At 34.8% G+C, this 17,872-nt stretch carries 14 protein-coding genes; 5 read left to right on the top strand and 9 right to left on the bottom strand.

Annotated features, from left to right (window positions below):
* Positions 1-50: 50 nt before the first annotated feature.
* Positions 51-1,547 (top strand): PLP-dependent aminotransferase family protein, encoded by a 1,497-nt coding sequence (locus Q0891_RS13755; RefSeq protein ID WP_299102494.1) that lies wholly within the window; start codon positions 51-53, stop codon positions 1,545-1,547.
* On the opposite strand, the gene Q0891_RS13750 is transcribed toward Q0891_RS13755, so the two are convergent.
* Both Q0891_RS13750 and Q0891_RS13745 read right to left on the bottom strand, forming a co-directional pair.
* Complete coding sequence (locus Q0891_RS13750) at positions 1,534-1,953, bottom strand: DUF2007 domain-containing protein (protein WP_299102492.1); 420 nt, start codon at positions 1,951-1,953, stop codon at positions 1,534-1,536. The genes Q0891_RS13755 and Q0891_RS13750 overlap by 14 nt on opposite strands.
* A 68-nt stretch (positions 1,954-2,021) precedes the next feature.
* Complete coding sequence (locus tag Q0891_RS13745) at positions 2,022-2,570, bottom strand: hypothetical protein (RefSeq protein ID WP_299102490.1); 549 nt, start codon at positions 2,568-2,570, stop codon at positions 2,022-2,024.
* Between the two features lie 148 nt (positions 2,571-2,718).
* On the opposite strand from Q0891_RS13745, the gene Q0891_RS13740 reads away from it, so the two are divergent.
* Genes Q0891_RS13740 through Q0891_RS13730 form a run of 3 tightly spaced genes read left to right on the top strand, consistent with a single transcriptional unit; the run spans position 2,719 to position 3,928 of the window.
* Positions 2,719-3,228 carry a hypothetical protein gene (locus Q0891_RS13740; protein ID WP_299102488.1) on the top strand — a complete coding sequence of 170 codons (510 nt, stop codon included), beginning with the start codon at positions 2,719-2,721 and terminating at the stop codon, positions 3,226-3,228.
* 2 nt (positions 3,229-3,230) lie between these two features.
* The gene (locus Q0891_RS13735; protein WP_299102487.1) at positions 3,231-3,719 is read left to right on the top strand and encodes a DUF2975 domain-containing protein; all 489 of its coding nucleotides are present in this window, start codon (positions 3,231-3,233) and stop codon (positions 3,717-3,719) included.
* A gap of 2 nt (positions 3,720-3,721) precedes the next feature.
* Positions 3,722-3,928 (top strand): helix-turn-helix transcriptional regulator, encoded by a 207-nt coding sequence (locus Q0891_RS13730; RefSeq protein WP_299102485.1) that lies wholly within the window; start codon positions 3,722-3,724, stop codon positions 3,926-3,928.
* Positions 3,929-3,987: 59 nt separating this feature from the next.
* Here the strand turns inward: Q0891_RS13730 and dinB are convergent, their stop codons facing one another.
* Together dinB and Q0891_RS13720 are read right to left on the bottom strand one after the other, a co-directional pair.
* Entirely contained in the window at positions 3,988-5,205 is a 1,218-nt protein-coding gene (gene dinB / locus Q0891_RS13725; RefSeq protein WP_299102483.1) for a DNA polymerase IV, read from the bottom strand.
* Between the two features lie 167 nt (positions 5,206-5,372).
* Positions 5,373-8,393 carry a DNA polymerase III subunit alpha gene (locus tag Q0891_RS13720; protein WP_299102481.1) on the bottom strand — a complete coding sequence of 1,007 codons (3,021 nt, stop codon included), beginning with the start codon at positions 8,391-8,393 and terminating at the stop codon, positions 5,373-5,375.
* Positions 8,394-8,606: 213 nt separating this feature from the next.
* Between Q0891_RS13720 and Q0891_RS13715 the strand changes: the two genes are divergently transcribed.
* Positions 8,607-9,374: a LexA family transcriptional regulator gene (locus tag Q0891_RS13715; protein ID WP_299102479.1), complete on the top strand. Its 768-nt coding sequence runs from the start codon at positions 8,607-8,609 to the stop codon at positions 9,372-9,374.
* A gap of 92 nt (positions 9,375-9,466) precedes the next feature.
* Here Q0891_RS13715 and Q0891_RS13710 read toward each other — a convergent pair whose 3' ends face one another.
* The 5 genes from Q0891_RS13710 to glmS all read right to left on the bottom strand — a co-directional run bounded on the left by Q0891_RS13710 (position 9,467) and on the right by glmS (position 17,869).
* Positions 9,467-9,742: a F0F1 ATP synthase subunit epsilon gene (locus Q0891_RS13710; protein WP_299102477.1), complete on the bottom strand. Its 276-nt coding sequence runs from the start codon at positions 9,740-9,742 to the stop codon at positions 9,467-9,469.
* A 76-nt stretch (positions 9,743-9,818) separates the two neighbouring features.
* A complete protein-coding gene (atpD, locus tag Q0891_RS13705) occupies positions 9,819-11,327 on the bottom strand; it encodes a F0F1 ATP synthase subunit beta (RefSeq protein ID WP_299102475.1) in 1,509 nt (502 codons plus the stop codon).
* Between the two features lie 192 nt (positions 11,328-11,519).
* Positions 11,520-13,103, bottom strand: coding sequence for an SGNH/GDSL hydrolase family protein (locus tag Q0891_RS13700; protein WP_299102473.1), 1,584 nt, complete (start codon positions 13,101-13,103; stop codon positions 11,520-11,522).
* Between the two features lie 10 nt (positions 13,104-13,113).
* Positions 13,114-15,846 carry a TonB-dependent receptor gene (locus Q0891_RS13695; protein WP_299102471.1) on the bottom strand — a complete coding sequence of 911 codons (2,733 nt, stop codon included), beginning with the start codon at positions 15,844-15,846 and terminating at the stop codon, positions 13,114-13,116.
* Positions 15,847-16,021: 175 nt separating this feature from the next.
* The gene (gene glmS / locus Q0891_RS13690; RefSeq protein WP_299102469.1) at positions 16,022-17,869 is read right to left on the bottom strand and encodes a glutamine--fructose-6-phosphate transaminase (isomerizing); all 1,848 of its coding nucleotides are present in this window, start codon (positions 17,867-17,869) and stop codon (positions 16,022-16,024) included.
* Positions 17,870-17,872: the final 3 nt, after the last annotated feature.

The raw sequence follows: 17,872 nt of genomic DNA, 5'->3' as shown, positions 1-17,872 counted from the left end.
TGCAAAAGTCGTAACTTTCCGGACGATTAAACTAGTCCAGTTTTAAAACAATGAATAGTCCGGTTAACGATATTTTAAAGCAACTTGTCACGTTTAATAAGACTTTGGTTCAACCTGTTTACATTCAAGTGGCGCAGCAAGTCATAAATGCGATACAGCGTGGTTATTTAGAAAAAGGAACTAAATTACCAGGTACACGTGTGTTGAGTGAGTTATTAAATATTCACAGAAATACTGCAGTAGCTATTTATGATGAATTGGCATCACAAGGTTGGGTGGAAATTGTAGCCAATAAAGGCACGTTTGTATTAATACCAGATGCCTCAGACACCAAAATTAAAGCAGCAACGCAGCATATTCATCAAGCTTATGCATATCCAAAAGTGGCTGGTTTCCCGTTTCAGCAATCGTTTCATTTAGCATCAACAACAGAAGAAACTGTTGCAAAATATACCATTAGTGATGGTAAACCCGATTTAAGATTACATCCTGTGCATCAATTTTCAAGATGGTACAGTGCAGCCATGAAACGGAAACCGCTTATCATTAAGTGGAATAGAACGAGTGCGCTAATCCCTTCGGTTTTTAGTAAGCAACTTTGTAATTTCCTGAACGCAACACGTGGATTTCATATAAAACCCAACAATTTATTGAACACGCGAAGCACAGAAATGAGCTTATACATTGTATCTCAATTGATAATTAAACAAAACGATTTAGTCTTAGTTGGGCAGTTGAGTAATTATGCGGCAAATATGATTTTTCAGCAAGCAGGTGCAACTATAAGAACCATTCCTGTAGATGAAGAAGGTCTAAATGTTGAATATATAAAAAGCCACTTTTTAGCTGGAAGTATTCGATGTCTGTACATCTGCGCCAATAGAGATTACCCAACCACAGTAACTTTAAGTGCTAATCGTCGATTAGAATTATTGCAACTGGCTAAAAATTATGGTTTTGCCATTATAGAAGATGATTACGATTACGATTTTCAATTTACAGGTTCTGCCATGTTACCAATGGCAAGTGCAGATGTTAATGGTATGGTTATTTATTTAGGCAAATTAGGACAGTCGTTATTTCCAAGTTTTCATACAGGTTTTGTGGTGGCACCAGAAAATTTAATTTCAGAAGCTAAAAACTATCTGCAATTATTAGATAAGCAAGGTGATTTAATACAAGAACAAATGCTAGCCGAATTAATTTCTGAAGGCGAAATATACCGTTTAAAGAAAAAGAATATTGTTACTTACAAACAGCGTCTCGATAGCTTATGTCGTTTTTTAAAGCTGCATTTTGAAGCTATTATCACTTGGGAACAACCGTCAGGTGGATTAGCTATTTGGTTACAATTTATCGAAACCATATCATTAGTTAAATTGGCTGAAGAAGCTGAAAAATTAGATTTATTTCTGCCGAAAACCATTTTATATCAAGATAAAAATACCTGTGCTATTCGTTTTGGTTTTGGTCATTTAAACGAAGAAGAACTCGAAATTGTGATTCAGAAATTGAAAAATGCGTATACTAATGTTATAGCGCTTTAATTGGGAATTCAGTATTGCAATCTTCACATTTATACTTGTAACGTGTGCTAAAAGGTAAAGTGCCAGTAATAAAACCAATAAGAAAAGACATTAAAGATTTTAAATTAGTGATGGTGGTGTACATTTCAATATGTTCGCCTTTACAATTTGGGCAAACAATAGGATTACCATCGTCATCTACGGAATAGGCTTTAATGGATTGTAGAATAACTCTCGCTTTTTCTTCGTCTTTAGCCAGTACTTTTAGTTTTACACCACCAATAGCTTGGCTCACCAAAGGATCTGTGTCTATGGTTAAATTATCTCTAAGAAAAACGTCTATGCCATCTGCTTCTAAGCGTCCTTTGGCAATTTGGGCTTCCGTAGAATAAGGGAATTTTGCTATGGTTACAAAGATGTTTTGCATTTGGTAAAGATAATGTAATGTTGTTTAGACCTAACAGGTTTCAAAAACCTGTCAGGTCTATGTTCAGGTTATTCAGTTGTTCCAGAATTCATTTTAATTTTCCAAGCCTCTTTATCAACCCATTTAAAATTATTGGGTTCTGTGGCATCTAATAAATCAATGTTTAATTGTTCTGAAAGGTCAAAACCGATGAGAAAGGCTTCTTGGTAATCGTGTTCTTCGTAGAGTTCAAAATGTTTATTGGTATCGTACCAAAGGTTGACTTCAAAAATATAATCGCCACCAATTGTTGGTTGATGAAAAACCGAAACATATTGATAGTTTTTAATGGTTTGCCAAGACCCAAATTTTATAGGACCTATATTATAAGTAGGTCTAAATCTTGAATTTTTAATATCTATATGAATGCTTTTTGTTAAGGTAAATGCAATGCCAATGGATACTAAATAAATACTTGGTTCAATGCCATATATAAATTTTATAAATCCCTTCTCATTAAATTCTATGTTGTATAATGCAAAAAGTATGATTAGTGTGGCTATAGAAAAGAATAATGCAGCTATGGGAATTTGCCAAATTGGTCGCGGACTTTCTGAAATTATGGTGTTAGGTTTCATAGATTCAAATATATGAAAAGACCTAGTAGGTTTACTTAGCACTGAACTTGTTTCATTATCTAACCTGACAGGTTTGAAAAGTGTTTTTTTGATAAATATTATTGTTTATCGATAATTTTTATATATTTGTTATCGTAAAACGATAATTATGAGTTCCACGAAAATACTTTATGTAATACTAAATGTCATTATTATTCTTATTCTAGCAAGTATAGGTTTAGGGATTTTTGTTTTATCAACGACGCTTTTAGGTATTGAACAAAATTTTGTGCTTTTCAGTGAAGATGTATTAACATATAAAACTGAAGGCATGCTTTATCGTTATATCTTTTTTAAGCTTGTAATTTATGCTGTTTTTGTTGCTGCGCTTTGGAAATTAAGAAAGGCAACAAAATTGTTATTGAATAATGATTTTCATAACGCCGAACTTATAATGGAAATGTTCTCTTCGGGAAAACTTATGGTGCTTTCTTCAGTAGCTTTGTGGGTTATTGATGAGATGAGCAATATGTTTTTTAAAAAGAAAGTTATACTTGGTTTAAGTGAAAAAACATTAGTCTATTTATTAATAATTGCAATGGGATTATTTTTAATGCTAGTGAGTACAGTGCTTAGAGATACTAAGATTATAAAGGAAGAAAATGACTTAACTATATAATTATGAAAACAATGAATATTTTAAAAAAGCTAATAACGGTATATTATTATGTTGTTGGTATAGTATTATTAGTATCCATTTTATTACCTCTATTTTGGGTGTTTAATTTTATGGTTTTAGGTAATAATACGAATATAACTTTGCCTAGTGTATATAAACTTACTATCCTTATTTTGTTGTTAGTGTCTTTATTATTTTTTCATTTTAAATCTATTCGAATTATAAAAATGTCATTGAATGATTTATCTAATGGAGATTATTTTTCAAAATCGGTCATTGAGAATTTTAAAAAAGCAGGTATATACTTTTTAGTATGTGCTGTATTACAGACTATTTCTAAAATTTTTAGTTCTGTTTATCGTTTTGAAATAGAATTAGGTGTTGATGTAAGTGTCTTACCATTTATAATCACAGGTTTGTTTCTTATGTTTTTAAGTGAATCGTTTTTAAAAGGACAAAAGCTTCAACAAGAAAACGACTTAACTATATAATCATGCCAATAATAGTCAATCTAGATATGATGCTCGTTAAACGAGACATGAAAAGCAAAGAACTCGCTGAAATTATTGGTATTACCACAGCAAATCTATCTATATTAAAATCTGGAAAAGCAAAGGCGATTCGGTTTTCAACTTTAGAAGCCATTTGTAAAGCCTTAGAGTGTCAGCCTAGTGATATTTTAGAGTATGTAGAAGATTAATCATAGACTTTTATTAGACCTGACAGGTTTCAAAAACCTGTCAGGTTTTATATTATAATTCAACGTCGTCGATTTGCCAATAAAGGTGGTGGTTCGCCATTAAAAGGGTTAAAACGACTAATGGTTTTGGCTTCCATACCAGCAGCACTCATTACGGCTCTGTCGCCATAACGTTCGCGCATTTTGTCCATTGCGTTGGTTAGGTTAAGGTGCATTTCGTTGTCTTCAAATAAATTAACTTGATGTCCACCTTCTACCAAATGGCTAAATTTTACACCAATCAGTCGTACCAAAAGTCGACGATGGTATAGTTTTTTGAATAAATCTAACACCACAGGAATAATAGTGTGGTCCATAGCATTATAAGGAATCCTTTGCTGTTGCGTGTACGTCTGAAAATCTGAATATCGAATCTTAAACATCACACAAGCTGTTAATTTATTGCCTCGTCGTAATTGATACGCTAAATTTTCTGCCATAGCAATTACCATCCCTTTCAGCTTCGCCACATCTGTAGTATCTTGATTAAACGTACGTTCTGTAGAAATGGATTTACGCTCGTGGTATTGCACCACTGGCGAATTGTCTATACCATTGGCCTTTTTCCAGATGACAAGTCCGTTTTTGCCCAATACTTTATGCATGAGTTCCATAGGCATATCTTGTATGGTTTGAATGCGTTTGACACCCAAATCGCACAAAGCTTTATAAGTGACATTACCAACCATAGGAATTTTTTTAACCGAAAGTGGTGCTAAAAATGGTTTTTCGGTACCAGACAGAATACGTATTTCATTATTAGGTTTGGCTTCGCCTGTGGCAATTTTAGACACCGTTTTATTAAGCGATAAGCCAAAAGAAATCGGTAAGCCAGTTTCTTTAATGATTTTTTGGCGGAGTTCTGAAGCCAGTTTATGGCAGCCGAAAAACTTATCCATTCCGGTAAGGTCTATGTAAAATTCATCGATGGATGTTTTTTCGTAAAGCGGTACACTTTCCTTAATCACATCTGTAACGGCATTAGAAAATTTAGTGTAAACACCAGAGTTTCCTCTAAGCACAATAGCTTCTGGACACAATTGTTTTGCCATACGCATGGGCATGGCAGAATGAATACCAAAAGTTCGGGCTTCATAGCTACAAGAAGCCACAACACCTCTGTCGCTTGTGCCACCAATAAGTATAGGTTTGCCGTTAAGGCTACTATCCATATGCCTTTCGCACGACACAAAAAAGGTGTCTAAATCCATATGTACGATGCTGCGGTTTTTGTTCATTTTTTAATTTGGGAAATTTCCGTCAGTTCGAGTGGCCATTTTTGTAGCTAAAGCTGAAAAAAAATGGTTGTATCGAGAACCTTATGATTAATGAAAGCTTTTCGATACAAATTTGCTCGTGCCTCACAAATTCACTCGAAGTGACGAAATACTGTTTTTAAAATTCTTTAACTGATAGCCCTTCTCAAATCGATAAAACTGCGTTTATTCTGAAACGTAGGATTTAAAGATTTTACCGCATAACGCGGATCTTCAATAATGGCTAAGCGTTCCATTTTTGAAACTTCAATCGTGACACAATCAAACTCTACCATCACTTTTCCTATAATGCTATAAATGCCTTTCCCTCTAAAAGGGTATTTGGCAGCAATAGGAGGAAAGTGAACGGTGTCTAAAAAATCGCCATCGCGATCCAGAAAGGTTCCAAAATGCATTATTTTTCCATTGGCTGTTTTGGTGTTTTTTGTGGTTATTAAATAGCCTTCAATAATAACTAGCTTATTTTCTAGCTTTATAAGGTGTTTTGCTCTTAAGTTACTAATCGAAGGTTTTTCTAGTAGAAAGAAAGGATTACAAAGTGAAAAACCGAGTAATTCGATAGAGTCGAAAGCATTTTCTAATTCTGTACTTGGCAATTCTGGTGTGTTATAGTTAATCCGTTGGGTTTTAAATAGTGTAACGACCTCGTCTTGAATGACGGTTTTACTAATTTTTAAATGCGCTTCCCAAAGCAATTCACGTTTATTAATATTTGTAAACCGAAAAGCATTTATTTTTATTAAAATAGACATCTGCTCAATAGAAATGGGGACACGTTCTATAAAGTCATCTAACGATTGAAAAACCCCATTTTTTTCACGTTCATTAAGTATGCGATTGATGGTTTTAGATTCTAGAGATTGCAAAAACATAAAACCCAAGTAAATGGTTGTGCCTTTTATAAGGGCTTGCGTAAACGAACGATTTATACATGGTGCTTCAATAGTGGCATTGTGCATTCTGGCTTCGTGTACGTAGAGTTCTGTGCTATAAAATCCACCAAAATTATTGATGGTGGCTGTCATATATTCCAACGGATAATAGGCTTTTAAAAACAGACTTTGATAACTTTCTACGGCATAAGATGCGGAATGTCCTTTGGCAAACGCATAGCCAGCAAAACTTTCAATTTGTCGCCAAACATCAGCGACTAAAGCTTCAGGTTTACCGTCGTTTATACAATTATCGAAGAATTTTTGTTTCACTTTTAAAAACTCATTTCGCGAACGGAATTTTCCAGACATACCACGACGCAACATATCCGATTCGCCCAAATCTAAACCACCAAAAAGGTGCGCAACTTTTATCACATCTTCTTGATACACCATAATGCCATAAGTTTCTGGCATAATTTTTTGCAACACAGGATGTGCTTCTTTTCGTTTTTCGGGATAACGATAGCGTAAAATGTATTGCCTCATCATACCGCTTTTGGCAACACCAGGTCTAATGATAGAACTTGCCGCGACTAAACCTAGATAATTATCCACTTGCAACTTTTTTAAGAGCATACGCATGGCTGGCGATTCTACATAAAAGCAACCAATGGCTTTGGCATGTCGTAGTAAATCTTTTATGCGTTCATCTTTTTTAAACCCTTTTATATCATGGATATCAATTGGAGGTTGTTCTGTGTAATTGGCGTCAATAATTTCTACTGCTTCCTTTATTTTTCCTAGACCACGTTGACTCAGAATATCGAATTTGTACAAGCCAATATCTTCGGCAACCACCATATCAAATTGTGTTGTTGCAAACCCTTTTGGTGGCATAAATGTGGCACAATACGTATGAATGGGTTCTTCAGAAATTAAAATGCCACCAGCATGAATCCCTAAATAATTAGGAAAGCCTTGAATGTATTCCGCATATTTAATAACCAATTGTGAGAGTGTATCGAGTTGATTAAGATTGTATTTTCTTCGGGTTAATTTGTCCATTTCGGCTTTTGGTAAGCCAAAAACTTTTCCTAATTCACGCACCGAAGCCTTAAATTTAAACGTATTGTAAACCGCAATAAGCGCTGTGTGTTTAAAGGTTTTGAAAATGTAATTGGTAATATCATCTCTATCGCGCCAAGAAAAATCGAGGTCGAAATCTGGTGGATTTTGTCTGAATAAATTAATAAAACGCTCAAAATATAAGTCGAGCTCAATGGGATCTACATCGGTAATCCGCAACAAATACGCAATAATACTATTGGCACCACTACCACGACCAACATAGTAATAATCTTTGCTGCGTGCGTATTCTAAAATTTTCCAATTGATAAGAAAATAGGACACAAAGTTTTGTTGTTTTATAATATTAAGTTCTTTTTCAATACGGTCATACACCTTTTGCCCTACATCAGTTCCGTAGCGATACGGAATGCCATCGTAGGTTAATTGTCTCAACAGTTGATAATCTGACGTTTTATTGTCTGTCAGGCATTTTTGGTTTTTAGGGGTTACGTTTTCAAAATTAAAATCTGTCTTACAGCGTTGTAAAAGTTGTTCGGTATTACTAATGAGTTTTGGGAATTCGGCATAGGTTTCGCAGAGTTCGTTATAAGGTAACATCATGTCGTTTATGCTCCCTTCTTCAGACTTTGGAAGTTTGCTTAATAAGGTATTATTATTAATAGCGCGTAATAAACGATGTGTGTTGAATCCTTTTTTATTTTGAAAGGATACTGTTTTTAAAACCACGAGTTTGTGTTTGAATTGATTCCATTTTGAAAATTTAAGGCGATTAAGGTTTTGAGGTGTGATGCCTAAAAATTCATTGGGTTTTAATTCGAAATCTTTTCCGGATTGATACGGATAAATCACGAAACTATCTGGTATCGCTTCATCTGGTCGTTCAGGAATTTGTACGTCTGAATTATGAAGAAACTTTGAAAGGTAATTATTGATATTGTGAAAGCCATTATTATTTTTAGCAATAAGAATAAATTGTTGTTTGGCGCGGTTTCTAAAATCGACACCAAGGACGGATTTGATTTTATATTTCTTAGATAAACGCATCACATCTAGGCATGCCGATGTGCTGTTGATATCAGTTAATGCAAGGGTTTGTACGCCATTTTCTGAAGCAATAGCGAGTAGTTGCTCTGGCTTTATGGTGCCATAACGAAGACTAAAATAGGTGTGACAATTTAAATACATAAAAACGCTGTTTTTTTGATAAAAGACCGCTTTGCTTTTAGAGATAAGAACAAAGACTAAATTTTAACGAACTGATAAAGAGATATCAATGGATTGCTAAAAATATTTGCGTTCTACCCTTGATTATTTCTATTAGCAGATTGTAAAATTAGCTACTATGTGTAGTTTTTATTGCTTACATTTGTAGTAATATTAAATAAATCTCAAATTGTAATGAAACCTATTCAGGCCAACATAAAACATTTACGCGCGCTTAGAAAGCTGTCTCAAGAGCGTTTTGCAGACGAACTCAACTGGACACGCTCAGTTGTGGGTTCTTATGAAGAAGGGCGTTCTGAGCCACCAATAGACCGTTTAATAGACTTGTCTAACTTCTTTGATATTCCTATTGATATTTTAGTAAAAAACGATTTACGTAAGGCAAAGGACACCTCGTTTATAGAAGTAGGAAATAAGCGTGTGTTGTTTCCGGTAACGGTTAGTGAAAACAATGAAGATCTCATTGAAATTATACCAGCAAAGACCTCTGCAGGATATTTATCTGGTTATGATGACCCAGAATATATAGAGCAACTTCAAAAAATTAAATTGCCGTTTTTGCCCACAGGTACGCACAGGGCATTTCCTATTAAAGGCGATTCTATGTTGCCAGTAAAAGATGGTGCTTTTATAGTTGCAAAATTTTTGGAAGACATTGCTGATATTAAAAATGGACGCACGTATATTATATTAACTAAGGATGATGGTTTGGTTTATAAAAGGGTTTATATTCCGGAAGGAGATATAACGAGTTTATTATTAAGTTCAGATAATAAAACGTATCAACCGTATTTGGTTAAGCGTGAAACTATTTTAGAGGTTTGGGAATTTACTTGTTGTATTAACACTCAAGAATATGATGAAAAGGAATTGAAATTGAGTAGTATTATGATGTTGTTTCAAGAATTGAAAGTTGAGTTGGAGGCTGTGAAGCAGATGTAATTTCAACAGATTAACTGTCGTCGAAAAAGATTAGACATAAAAAAAGCGCGAAATTAATATTTCGCGCTTTTTTAATTTATATAATGAAGAGATTAATCGGCTAAAATAATTAGCTTATTATCTTTCATTTCTAATGTTCCAGAATTGATAGCTAACCAAACACCTTTATCAGATTTAGTGAACTTTTCTTCAACCTCTTTTTCAAGAGTAACTGAACCAGCAACTTTTACATGTCCTTCTTTAAGAATAGAGACAATAGGAGCGTGGTTGGTTAACATTTCAAACTCACCATTTACACCAGGAACCGTTACTGAAGTAACTTCTCCGCTAAATAATGTTGCTTCTGGTGATACAATTTCTAAATACATAATCTTTTAAGTTTGCAGTCGCAGTTTGCAGTTTGCAGTCACACTTTGGGCTGAATACTGAATACTACTAACTGATTTACGCTTCAGCTAACATTTTCTCTCCTGCTTCAATAGCTTCTTCAATAGAACCTTTAAGGTTAAATGCCGCTTCTGGTAAGTGATCTAATTCACCATCCATAATTTGGTTAAAACCTTTAATCGTTTCTTTAATATCTACTAATACACCAGGAATACCTGTAAACTGCTCAGCTACGTGGAAAGGTTGTGATAAGAAACGTTGTACACGTCTTGCTCTACCTACAGCCATTTTATCTTCTTCAGATAATTCTTCCATACCTAAGATGGCAATAATATCTTGTAATTCTTTATAACGTTGTAATAACTCTTTTACACGTTGTGCACAAGCATAGTGCTCATCACCTAAAATATCAGCAGTAAGAATTCTTGATGTAGAATCTAATGGGTCTACAGCAGGATAAATACCTAACTCTGCAATTTTACGAGATAATACTGTTGTTGCATCTAAGTGAGCAAACGTTGTTGCTGGAGCTGGATCCGTTAAATCATCCGCAGGTACGTAAACCGCTTGTACAGATGTAATAGATCCTCTTTTAGTTGATGTAATACGCTCTTGCATAGCACCCATTTCGGTTGCTAATGTTGGTTGGTAACCTACCGCAGAAGGCATACGACCTAATAATGCAGATACCTCAGAACCAGCTTGTGTGAAACGGAAGATATTATCTACGAAAAATAATACATCTTTTCCTTGTCCTTCACCAGCACCATCACGGAAATATTCTGCTATAGTTAATCCTGAAAGTGCCACACGAGCACGAGCTCCAGGAGGCTCATTCATTTGTCCGAATACGAAAGTTGCTTTAGAATCTTTCATAGCTGATTTATCAACCTTTTGAAGATCCCATCCACCATCTTCCATAGAATGCATAAAGTCATCACCATATTTGATAATTCCTGACTCTAACATTTCACGAAGTAAATCGTTTCCTTCACGTGTTCTTTCACCAACACCTGCAAATACAGAAAGTCCACCGTGACCTTTTGCAATATTGTTAATCAACTCTTGAATTAATACTGTTTTACCAACACCAGCACCACCAAATAAACCAATTTTACCACCTTTTGCATAAGGCTCAATTAAATCGATTACTTTAATACCAGTAAATAAAACTTCAGTAGATGTTGATAAATCCTCAAATTTAGGAGCTTGTCTGTGAATAGGTAAACCAGCTTCACCAGCTTTAGGTAAATCACCTAATCCATCAATAGCATCACCAATAACATTGAAAAGACGTCCGTAAACATCATCACCGATTGGCATTTGAATTGGAGCACCAGTTGAATGAACTTCTGTTCCTCTACTTAAACCATCTGAAGAGTCCATAGCAATAGTACGTACTGTATCTTCACCAATGTGAGATTGTACTTCTAATACTAATTTAGAACCATCTTGGTTGTTAATTTCTAACGAATCATAAATCTTTGGAAGCTCTGAACCAGCAGCGAATTCTACATCGATAACTGGGCCTACGATTTGTGCAACTTTACCTGTAACTTTTGACATTACTTATATGTTTTTGTTTTGCAATAGTTTAAATGCGAAAAATTAGCTTACCTAATCAAGTTGAGTGCATGCGTTTTTCGCGCTGCAAAGATAGGAGTTTTAATTTAAAAAACATATCAAAATTTCGGCTTTTTTAAGCATAGAAAACGCTCCCAATTTGAGAGCGTTTTTATAATTGTATTTAATCTGATTTTACTGTAAAGTTGGCGGGTAATTTGTTGGGTAATTACCAATATCTAATAAGCTACCCGAAGCTTCAAAGTTAGAACCATACGTAGCATCTATAGCTTTCATAAATTCATTTGCCAATAATGCGTAACCTCGAGCTGTTGGATGAACACCATCTAATGAAAATGCACCTCCTGTTACTAAACTTGATGTTAATATAAAATCTCCATCTGAATAACCACCATTATCTAATTGTTGCATTAACGTATTAGCATCTACAAAAGCAAATCCTGCAGATGTTGCTGCAGATTGTAATGTCGCATTAAAACTATCCGTTGCAGTTATAATTTCGGCTTGTTCTTCTGGAGTTAAAACCCACTTATCTGCTAAAGGTATCGCAACACCATTAACAGTGGTTGGATTTCCTGGTATAGCCTCTGTACCAATAAAACTAGAGGCAGGTAATACTAATAAATCATCTTCAGTAGCTTGACGCATACTAACCAAAGCAGCGTTTATAGCCGTTAAATCGGTTAAGTTTTCATCCATAATAACAACTGCATTGCCAGCGCCTTCAGAAAAGTAAATTTTTCTTTTAGCTATTTCAGCCGTTGCTAATTCCTCAGATGTCATACTATCATTAGGAGGAAAGAAGAAAGCAAGTTGAGCAGGATTGGCCATTAGAAACGCTAATGTCGCATCAAGTCCGCCGTTATATGCTCCATAAGCACTTGCACTGTTTAAAAAGCCTGCAGTAGCGGCATCTAAAGGAACAGGGTTATGAGGAACAGTTGTAAAATGTGGAATAGTTGTTACATAAGGAATATTTGCCATTACGCCTTGTGCGCCAGATGCTTGTATTGAATTTACAATAGCACCTATAGTTTGGTCGAACCCTACACCTGGAGGACCATCGATTGGAGTTATAGCTGCTGCAGTTTGATCTCCACCAGAAGTTGCATAACCTAATACGTCGTTATTTCCAATCCATAAAGAAACGAAAGTTGGTTGTTGTGCTAATGCATCTCCTAAAACAGTTGCGTTTGGAGCTGAAGCCATACGAACATAATAAGGGTTTGCAGTTGGCGGAGTTGTCAATAAGTTACCTGGATTACCATAACCGTCATACAACAAGTGATAACTTGCGGCACCAGGAACTCCCATATTATTTTGACTACCAACAGAAGGAGCAAAGGCCTCAGTTGTAGAAACAGCAGGTAAACCAGATGGTCCTGAACCGTCAAAAAAGAGTCGAGGTCCAAAACTTCCGTCAACATTTTGCATTCCACCAAAAAGTAATCCACCAATATTATCATCCATTAATGGTTGAGTAAAACTACCGCCACCTATCGATGCGAATTGTTGCGATAACATATTTGGTATTGAGTTTACTTGTCCTTGAATAAATAAGGCATTATCTGTAAAACCCGCAGTTAGAGAATTACCAATAGATACATAATTTGAAAAATTGGCAGAGCCAGCAGTTAAAGGTGGCAATACTTCTTCTGTTAATGGATTATCTAATTGGTCTTCAAAATCACTTTCATCATTACATGCCGTAAATCCTATTAGAACAGCCGATAATAATATATATTTAATATTTTTCATTTTGCGTTTTTTATAAGTTATTAATCGTCCATGATACATAATACATTGAACCAATATATCCAGAACCAAATATTGTGAAATATTCCTTACCTCCAATATTTGTACCGCCTACTTTTATAATAGATTTTAGGCTTGGGATCTTATAGTTAATCTGTGCATCTACCGTATGGAATTCAGGTACTATACCGTCACCAAATGTTGCTTGCCAAAAATAATCATCACTGAATTTGTAAGCGATGTTGAATCCGAAGTTTTTAAATAACTCAGTATTTCCAAAATGCGCTTTAAATTTGTGTTCTGGAGTATTAAAATTAGTTTCAAAATTTGGATTTGCAGCTTGATCAAAATCTTGTTTTGTGAACGTATAGCTTCCTCCTAGGTCAAAATCACCAAATACCTTTGCAGATAACCCAATAGATGCACCATAAGAATTAACATCAGCTTCGGAATTTGTATATGTGCTGTAAGTTCTGAAATCACTATTAGCTATTGCTGCAATTGCCGAACCATCAGCTACTGAACCATATAAAGGAGCAATAACAACTTCAGACGAGATAAAGTCTTCATATTTATTATAATACGTACTGAAATCTACTGTTAACTTATTAATTTTACCTCTATAACCAATTTCAAAAGAAGTGACTTTTTCAGGAGAAACAAGATCTGGGTTTGCAATCTCTAAAACGGAAGGATCACCTGTTGCACCTAATTGTTGTACAGACGTTGCAGTATAAGAATTGTTATATGCCGCAGCACCAGTTTGCGTATAAGTATTACCATCATTGGCTACAAAATCTCTAGAATAACGATCTAGGTTATCTGGTGAAGAACCAACTAATATAGCTCTACCTGCATCTAAACCAATAAATAAATCTTGTGTAGTTGGATTTCTAAATCCTGTCTGAGCGGAAGCTCTAATGTTATGATTTTCATTTAAAGTTAAACCTAGAGAAAGTCTTGGTGAAACGAAACCGTCAAAGAATTCAGACTTATCGTAACGTGCAGAAGCAGTAACTTTTAAAGCCATCATTTCACTTAATTCTAGGTTTTTCTGTATCTGAGTATAAACACCGAATTCACTATATTTAATAGGACCATCATAATCTGTGTAGATTGACCCTAAAGAATTTAAATCATATTGTCTAAATGAACCACCAACTTGAATATCTGCAAAATCTATTAACTCACTAAAATTGTAGTTACCATCTGCATGATAATACTTAGATTGATCTTGAAATTTAGATCCTGTTGCTAAATCTGGGTCTTTAATAATTCTATCAAAAGCATTGTTAAATTCTTCTGATCCTGGTTCAAATCTTCCGTTTTCAGCTGCTGCTCTTGCCGCGGCATGCGCTTGTTCATCTGTTGCGCCACCACCTAAGGTTGCGGCAACATATGTGTTTATGTAATCACCAAACCATTCTTCATCACTTTTCCAAGATCTGTTAATGTTAATTCCAGTAAATACCATATCATATGAATCTCCCGCTCTATCAGCTACGACATAACCTCTTAAAAAGTAATTATCGTTTTTTACTTCTAATTTGTGTTGTTGTTGAAAGAAACCGTCAATGTTATATCGGTTAGTTCCTTGGTAAATAGTTGTACCTGTACCTACTTTACCAACATATTGGATTTCAAAATTGCTATCAGTAATCGGACGGTAATATAAGCCCCAATCAGCTTTAACACTTTCAGCTTTATGTTCTGTAAGGTCACTTTCGTTATAACCTGTTCTACTAACAAACACGTCTGGTACAATTCCGGTACCACCTGCTAAATCGTTAAGGTTTGCAGATACTTCATCGCCATATACGTTAATACCGTTATAATTTCTGTTGGTTGCTCTCGTACCACCTGGCATATCACTATCAACTTCGCTAGTTGCTGCCCAATCCTTACCATGTAAGTAACCAAAGTTAACCTTTGCAGCAAATTTATCACTAAACTTATATGCCATTCTAACACCTAAGTCAGTATACGCATTATCTCCAGCAGCTTCTTGTGAAGTAATTCCTCTTTTTACAAAAGCACTTATACCTTGATGATCAAAAGGGCTTTTACTTCTCATAAAAAGTATACCATTAAAAGCGTTGGCACCATATAATGCCGATGAAGCTCCTGGAAGTAATTCAACACTTTGAACATCAGTTTCAATCATACCAACTAAATTTCCAATTGGAAAGTTTAAGGCTGGAGTAGAGTTATCCATACCATCAACTAATTGCATGAAACGTGTATTAGCTGTAGTTGCGAAGCCTCTTGTGTTTACGGACTTAAATGTTAAACTACTCGTATTAACATCTACGCCCTTTAAGTTCTCAAGACCTCCATAAAAATCTGCAGATGCCGTATTTTTTATCTCTTTAAGCCCAAAACGCTCTACTGTTACAGGAGATTCAAAAATTCGTTCTGGAGTACGAGAAGCTGAAATTACGACTTCATCTAGCTCATTCCCTTCTTTTAAAGAAATATCCACAGTTTGATTATTTGTAGTTATCTCAACGGTTGCTGTTTCGAATCCTGCATAACTTATTTGGATTGAAAAAGGAGGATCTTGATTTACGGTTAAAGAATAGTTACCATCAAAATCAGTTATAGTACCCGAACTGGTACCTAAAACAACAATATTTGCTCCAGGTAAGGGTAACCCAGTATTGTCAGTAATTTTACCTTTTACTGTGGTTTGTGCAAAAGATACCACGCAAAAAAGCATTGTGAAAAGCTTTAAGATTGTCTTCATGTTAGAAAATTAGTTAATTTATTAGACGAGCAATTTAATTAAATATATGATAATTCGGTAAGAAATCCATAAAAAATTATGCACGCATAGGAAAATTTAAAAAAATAAACGCCTTTAAATTGATGATTTCTCAATTTAAAGGCGTTTTAATGAAAATTTAATAGTCTAAATGTTACTATTCTACAGTAACTGATTTTGCTAAATTTCTTGGTTGATCCACGTTTTTATCTAACAAGACTGCGATATGATAAGATAATAATTGTAATGGAATTGTAGTTAACAGTGGTGTAAGGCATTCTAGTGTTTCAGGTACTTCAATAACGTGATCAGCTAATTCCTTTACACTCTCATCGCCTTTAGTAACTATGCCAATAATCTTACCTTTTCTAGATTTAATTTCTTGAATATTACTTACAACTTTTTCGTAATGTCCTTTCTTAGTTGCAATTACAAATACTGGCATTTGCTCATCTATTAATGCAATAGGGCCATGCTTCATTTCAGCAGCAGGATAACCTTCTGCATGTATATAAGAAATCTCTTTTAGTTTTAATGCACCTTCTAATGCAACAGGAAAATTAAAACCTCTACCTAAGTAAAGACAATTTTTAGAATCCTTGTAAATCTCTGCTACGGTTTTTACATAAGCATCTGACTTTAAGGCTTCTTCTACTTTACCTGGAATAGTTTCTAATTCTATTAAGTGATGTCTAAATTCTGAACTTGACATAGTTCCTTTTGCACGAGCTAAACGTAAAGCAATTAACGTTAAGACAGTAATTTGAGTTGTAAATGCCTTTGTAGAAGCAACTCCAATCTCAGGTCCTGCATGTGTGTATGCGCCTGCATCTGATTCTCTTGCAATAGAAGATCCTACAACATTACAAACACCAAATACAAATGCACCTTTAGATTTTGCTAACTTTATTGCAGCTAAAGTATCTGCTGTCTCACCAGATTGAGAAATTGCAATTACAATATCCTTTTCTGTAATTACCGGATTTCTATATCTAAACTCTGAGGCATATTCCACTTCTACAGGAATTCTTGCTAAATCTTCAAATATATATTCGGCTACTAAGCCAGCATGCCAAGATGTACCGCAGGCAACTACGATAATCCTATCTGCAGCTAAGAATTTTTTCATATTATCCTCAACTCCTGCCATTTTTATTATGGCTTCGTTACTTAATAAACGACCCCTAAATGTATCTAAAATAGCTTCAGGTTGTTCATAAATTTCTTTAAGCATAAAATGATCATAACCACCTTTTTCAATTTGCTCTAAATTTAATTGCAATTCTTGTACGTAAGGATCAACTAAGCTATCATTTTTGATTTTTCTAATCTTGATGTCTTTTCCTCGTCTAATAATAGCCATCTCTTCGTCTTCAAGATAAATGGCATTCTTAGTATATTCGATAAAAGGCGATGCATCACTAGCAATAAAAAATTCATCTTCACCAACACCAATAGCCAAAGGGCTACCAAGTTTTGCTACTACAATTTCATTAGGTTTGTTTTTATCAAAAACCGCAATAGCATAAGCTCCTACAACTTGATTTAATGCAATTTGAATAGCTTTACCAAGTTTAATGTTTTCGTTTTTCTTTACATCTTCAATGAGGTTGACTAATACTTCAGTGTCAGTATCGGACTTAAAAGTGTAACCACGTTTTATTAATTCTTTCTTAAGTGAATCATAATTTTCAATTATCCCGTTGTGAATAATCACAAGATCACCTGAGTTAGAATAGTGTGGGTGAGAGTTTACATCATTAGGCACACCATGTGTTGCCCAACGCGTATGTCCTATTCCTAAAGTACCATCAATAGAAATTTCATTTTCAAGTTTCTCTTTTAAATCAACGACTTTACCTTTGGTTTTAGAAAGTTTAATTTCTTTTCCGTCGTAAAGAGCAATACCAGCACTGTCGTAGCCACGATATTCTAATCTTTGGAGTCCTTTTATTACAATAGGATAGGCCTCTCTATGGCCAATATATCCAACAATTCCACACATAGG

Origin of the sequence: uncultured Winogradskyella sp. (genome assembly GCF_947498005.1) — a bacterium.
In the GTDB taxonomy this organism is placed as follows: Bacteria; Bacteroidota; Bacteroidia; order Flavobacteriales; family Flavobacteriaceae; genus Winogradskyella.
This window is presented reverse-complemented; position numbering and strand designations above follow the sequence as displayed.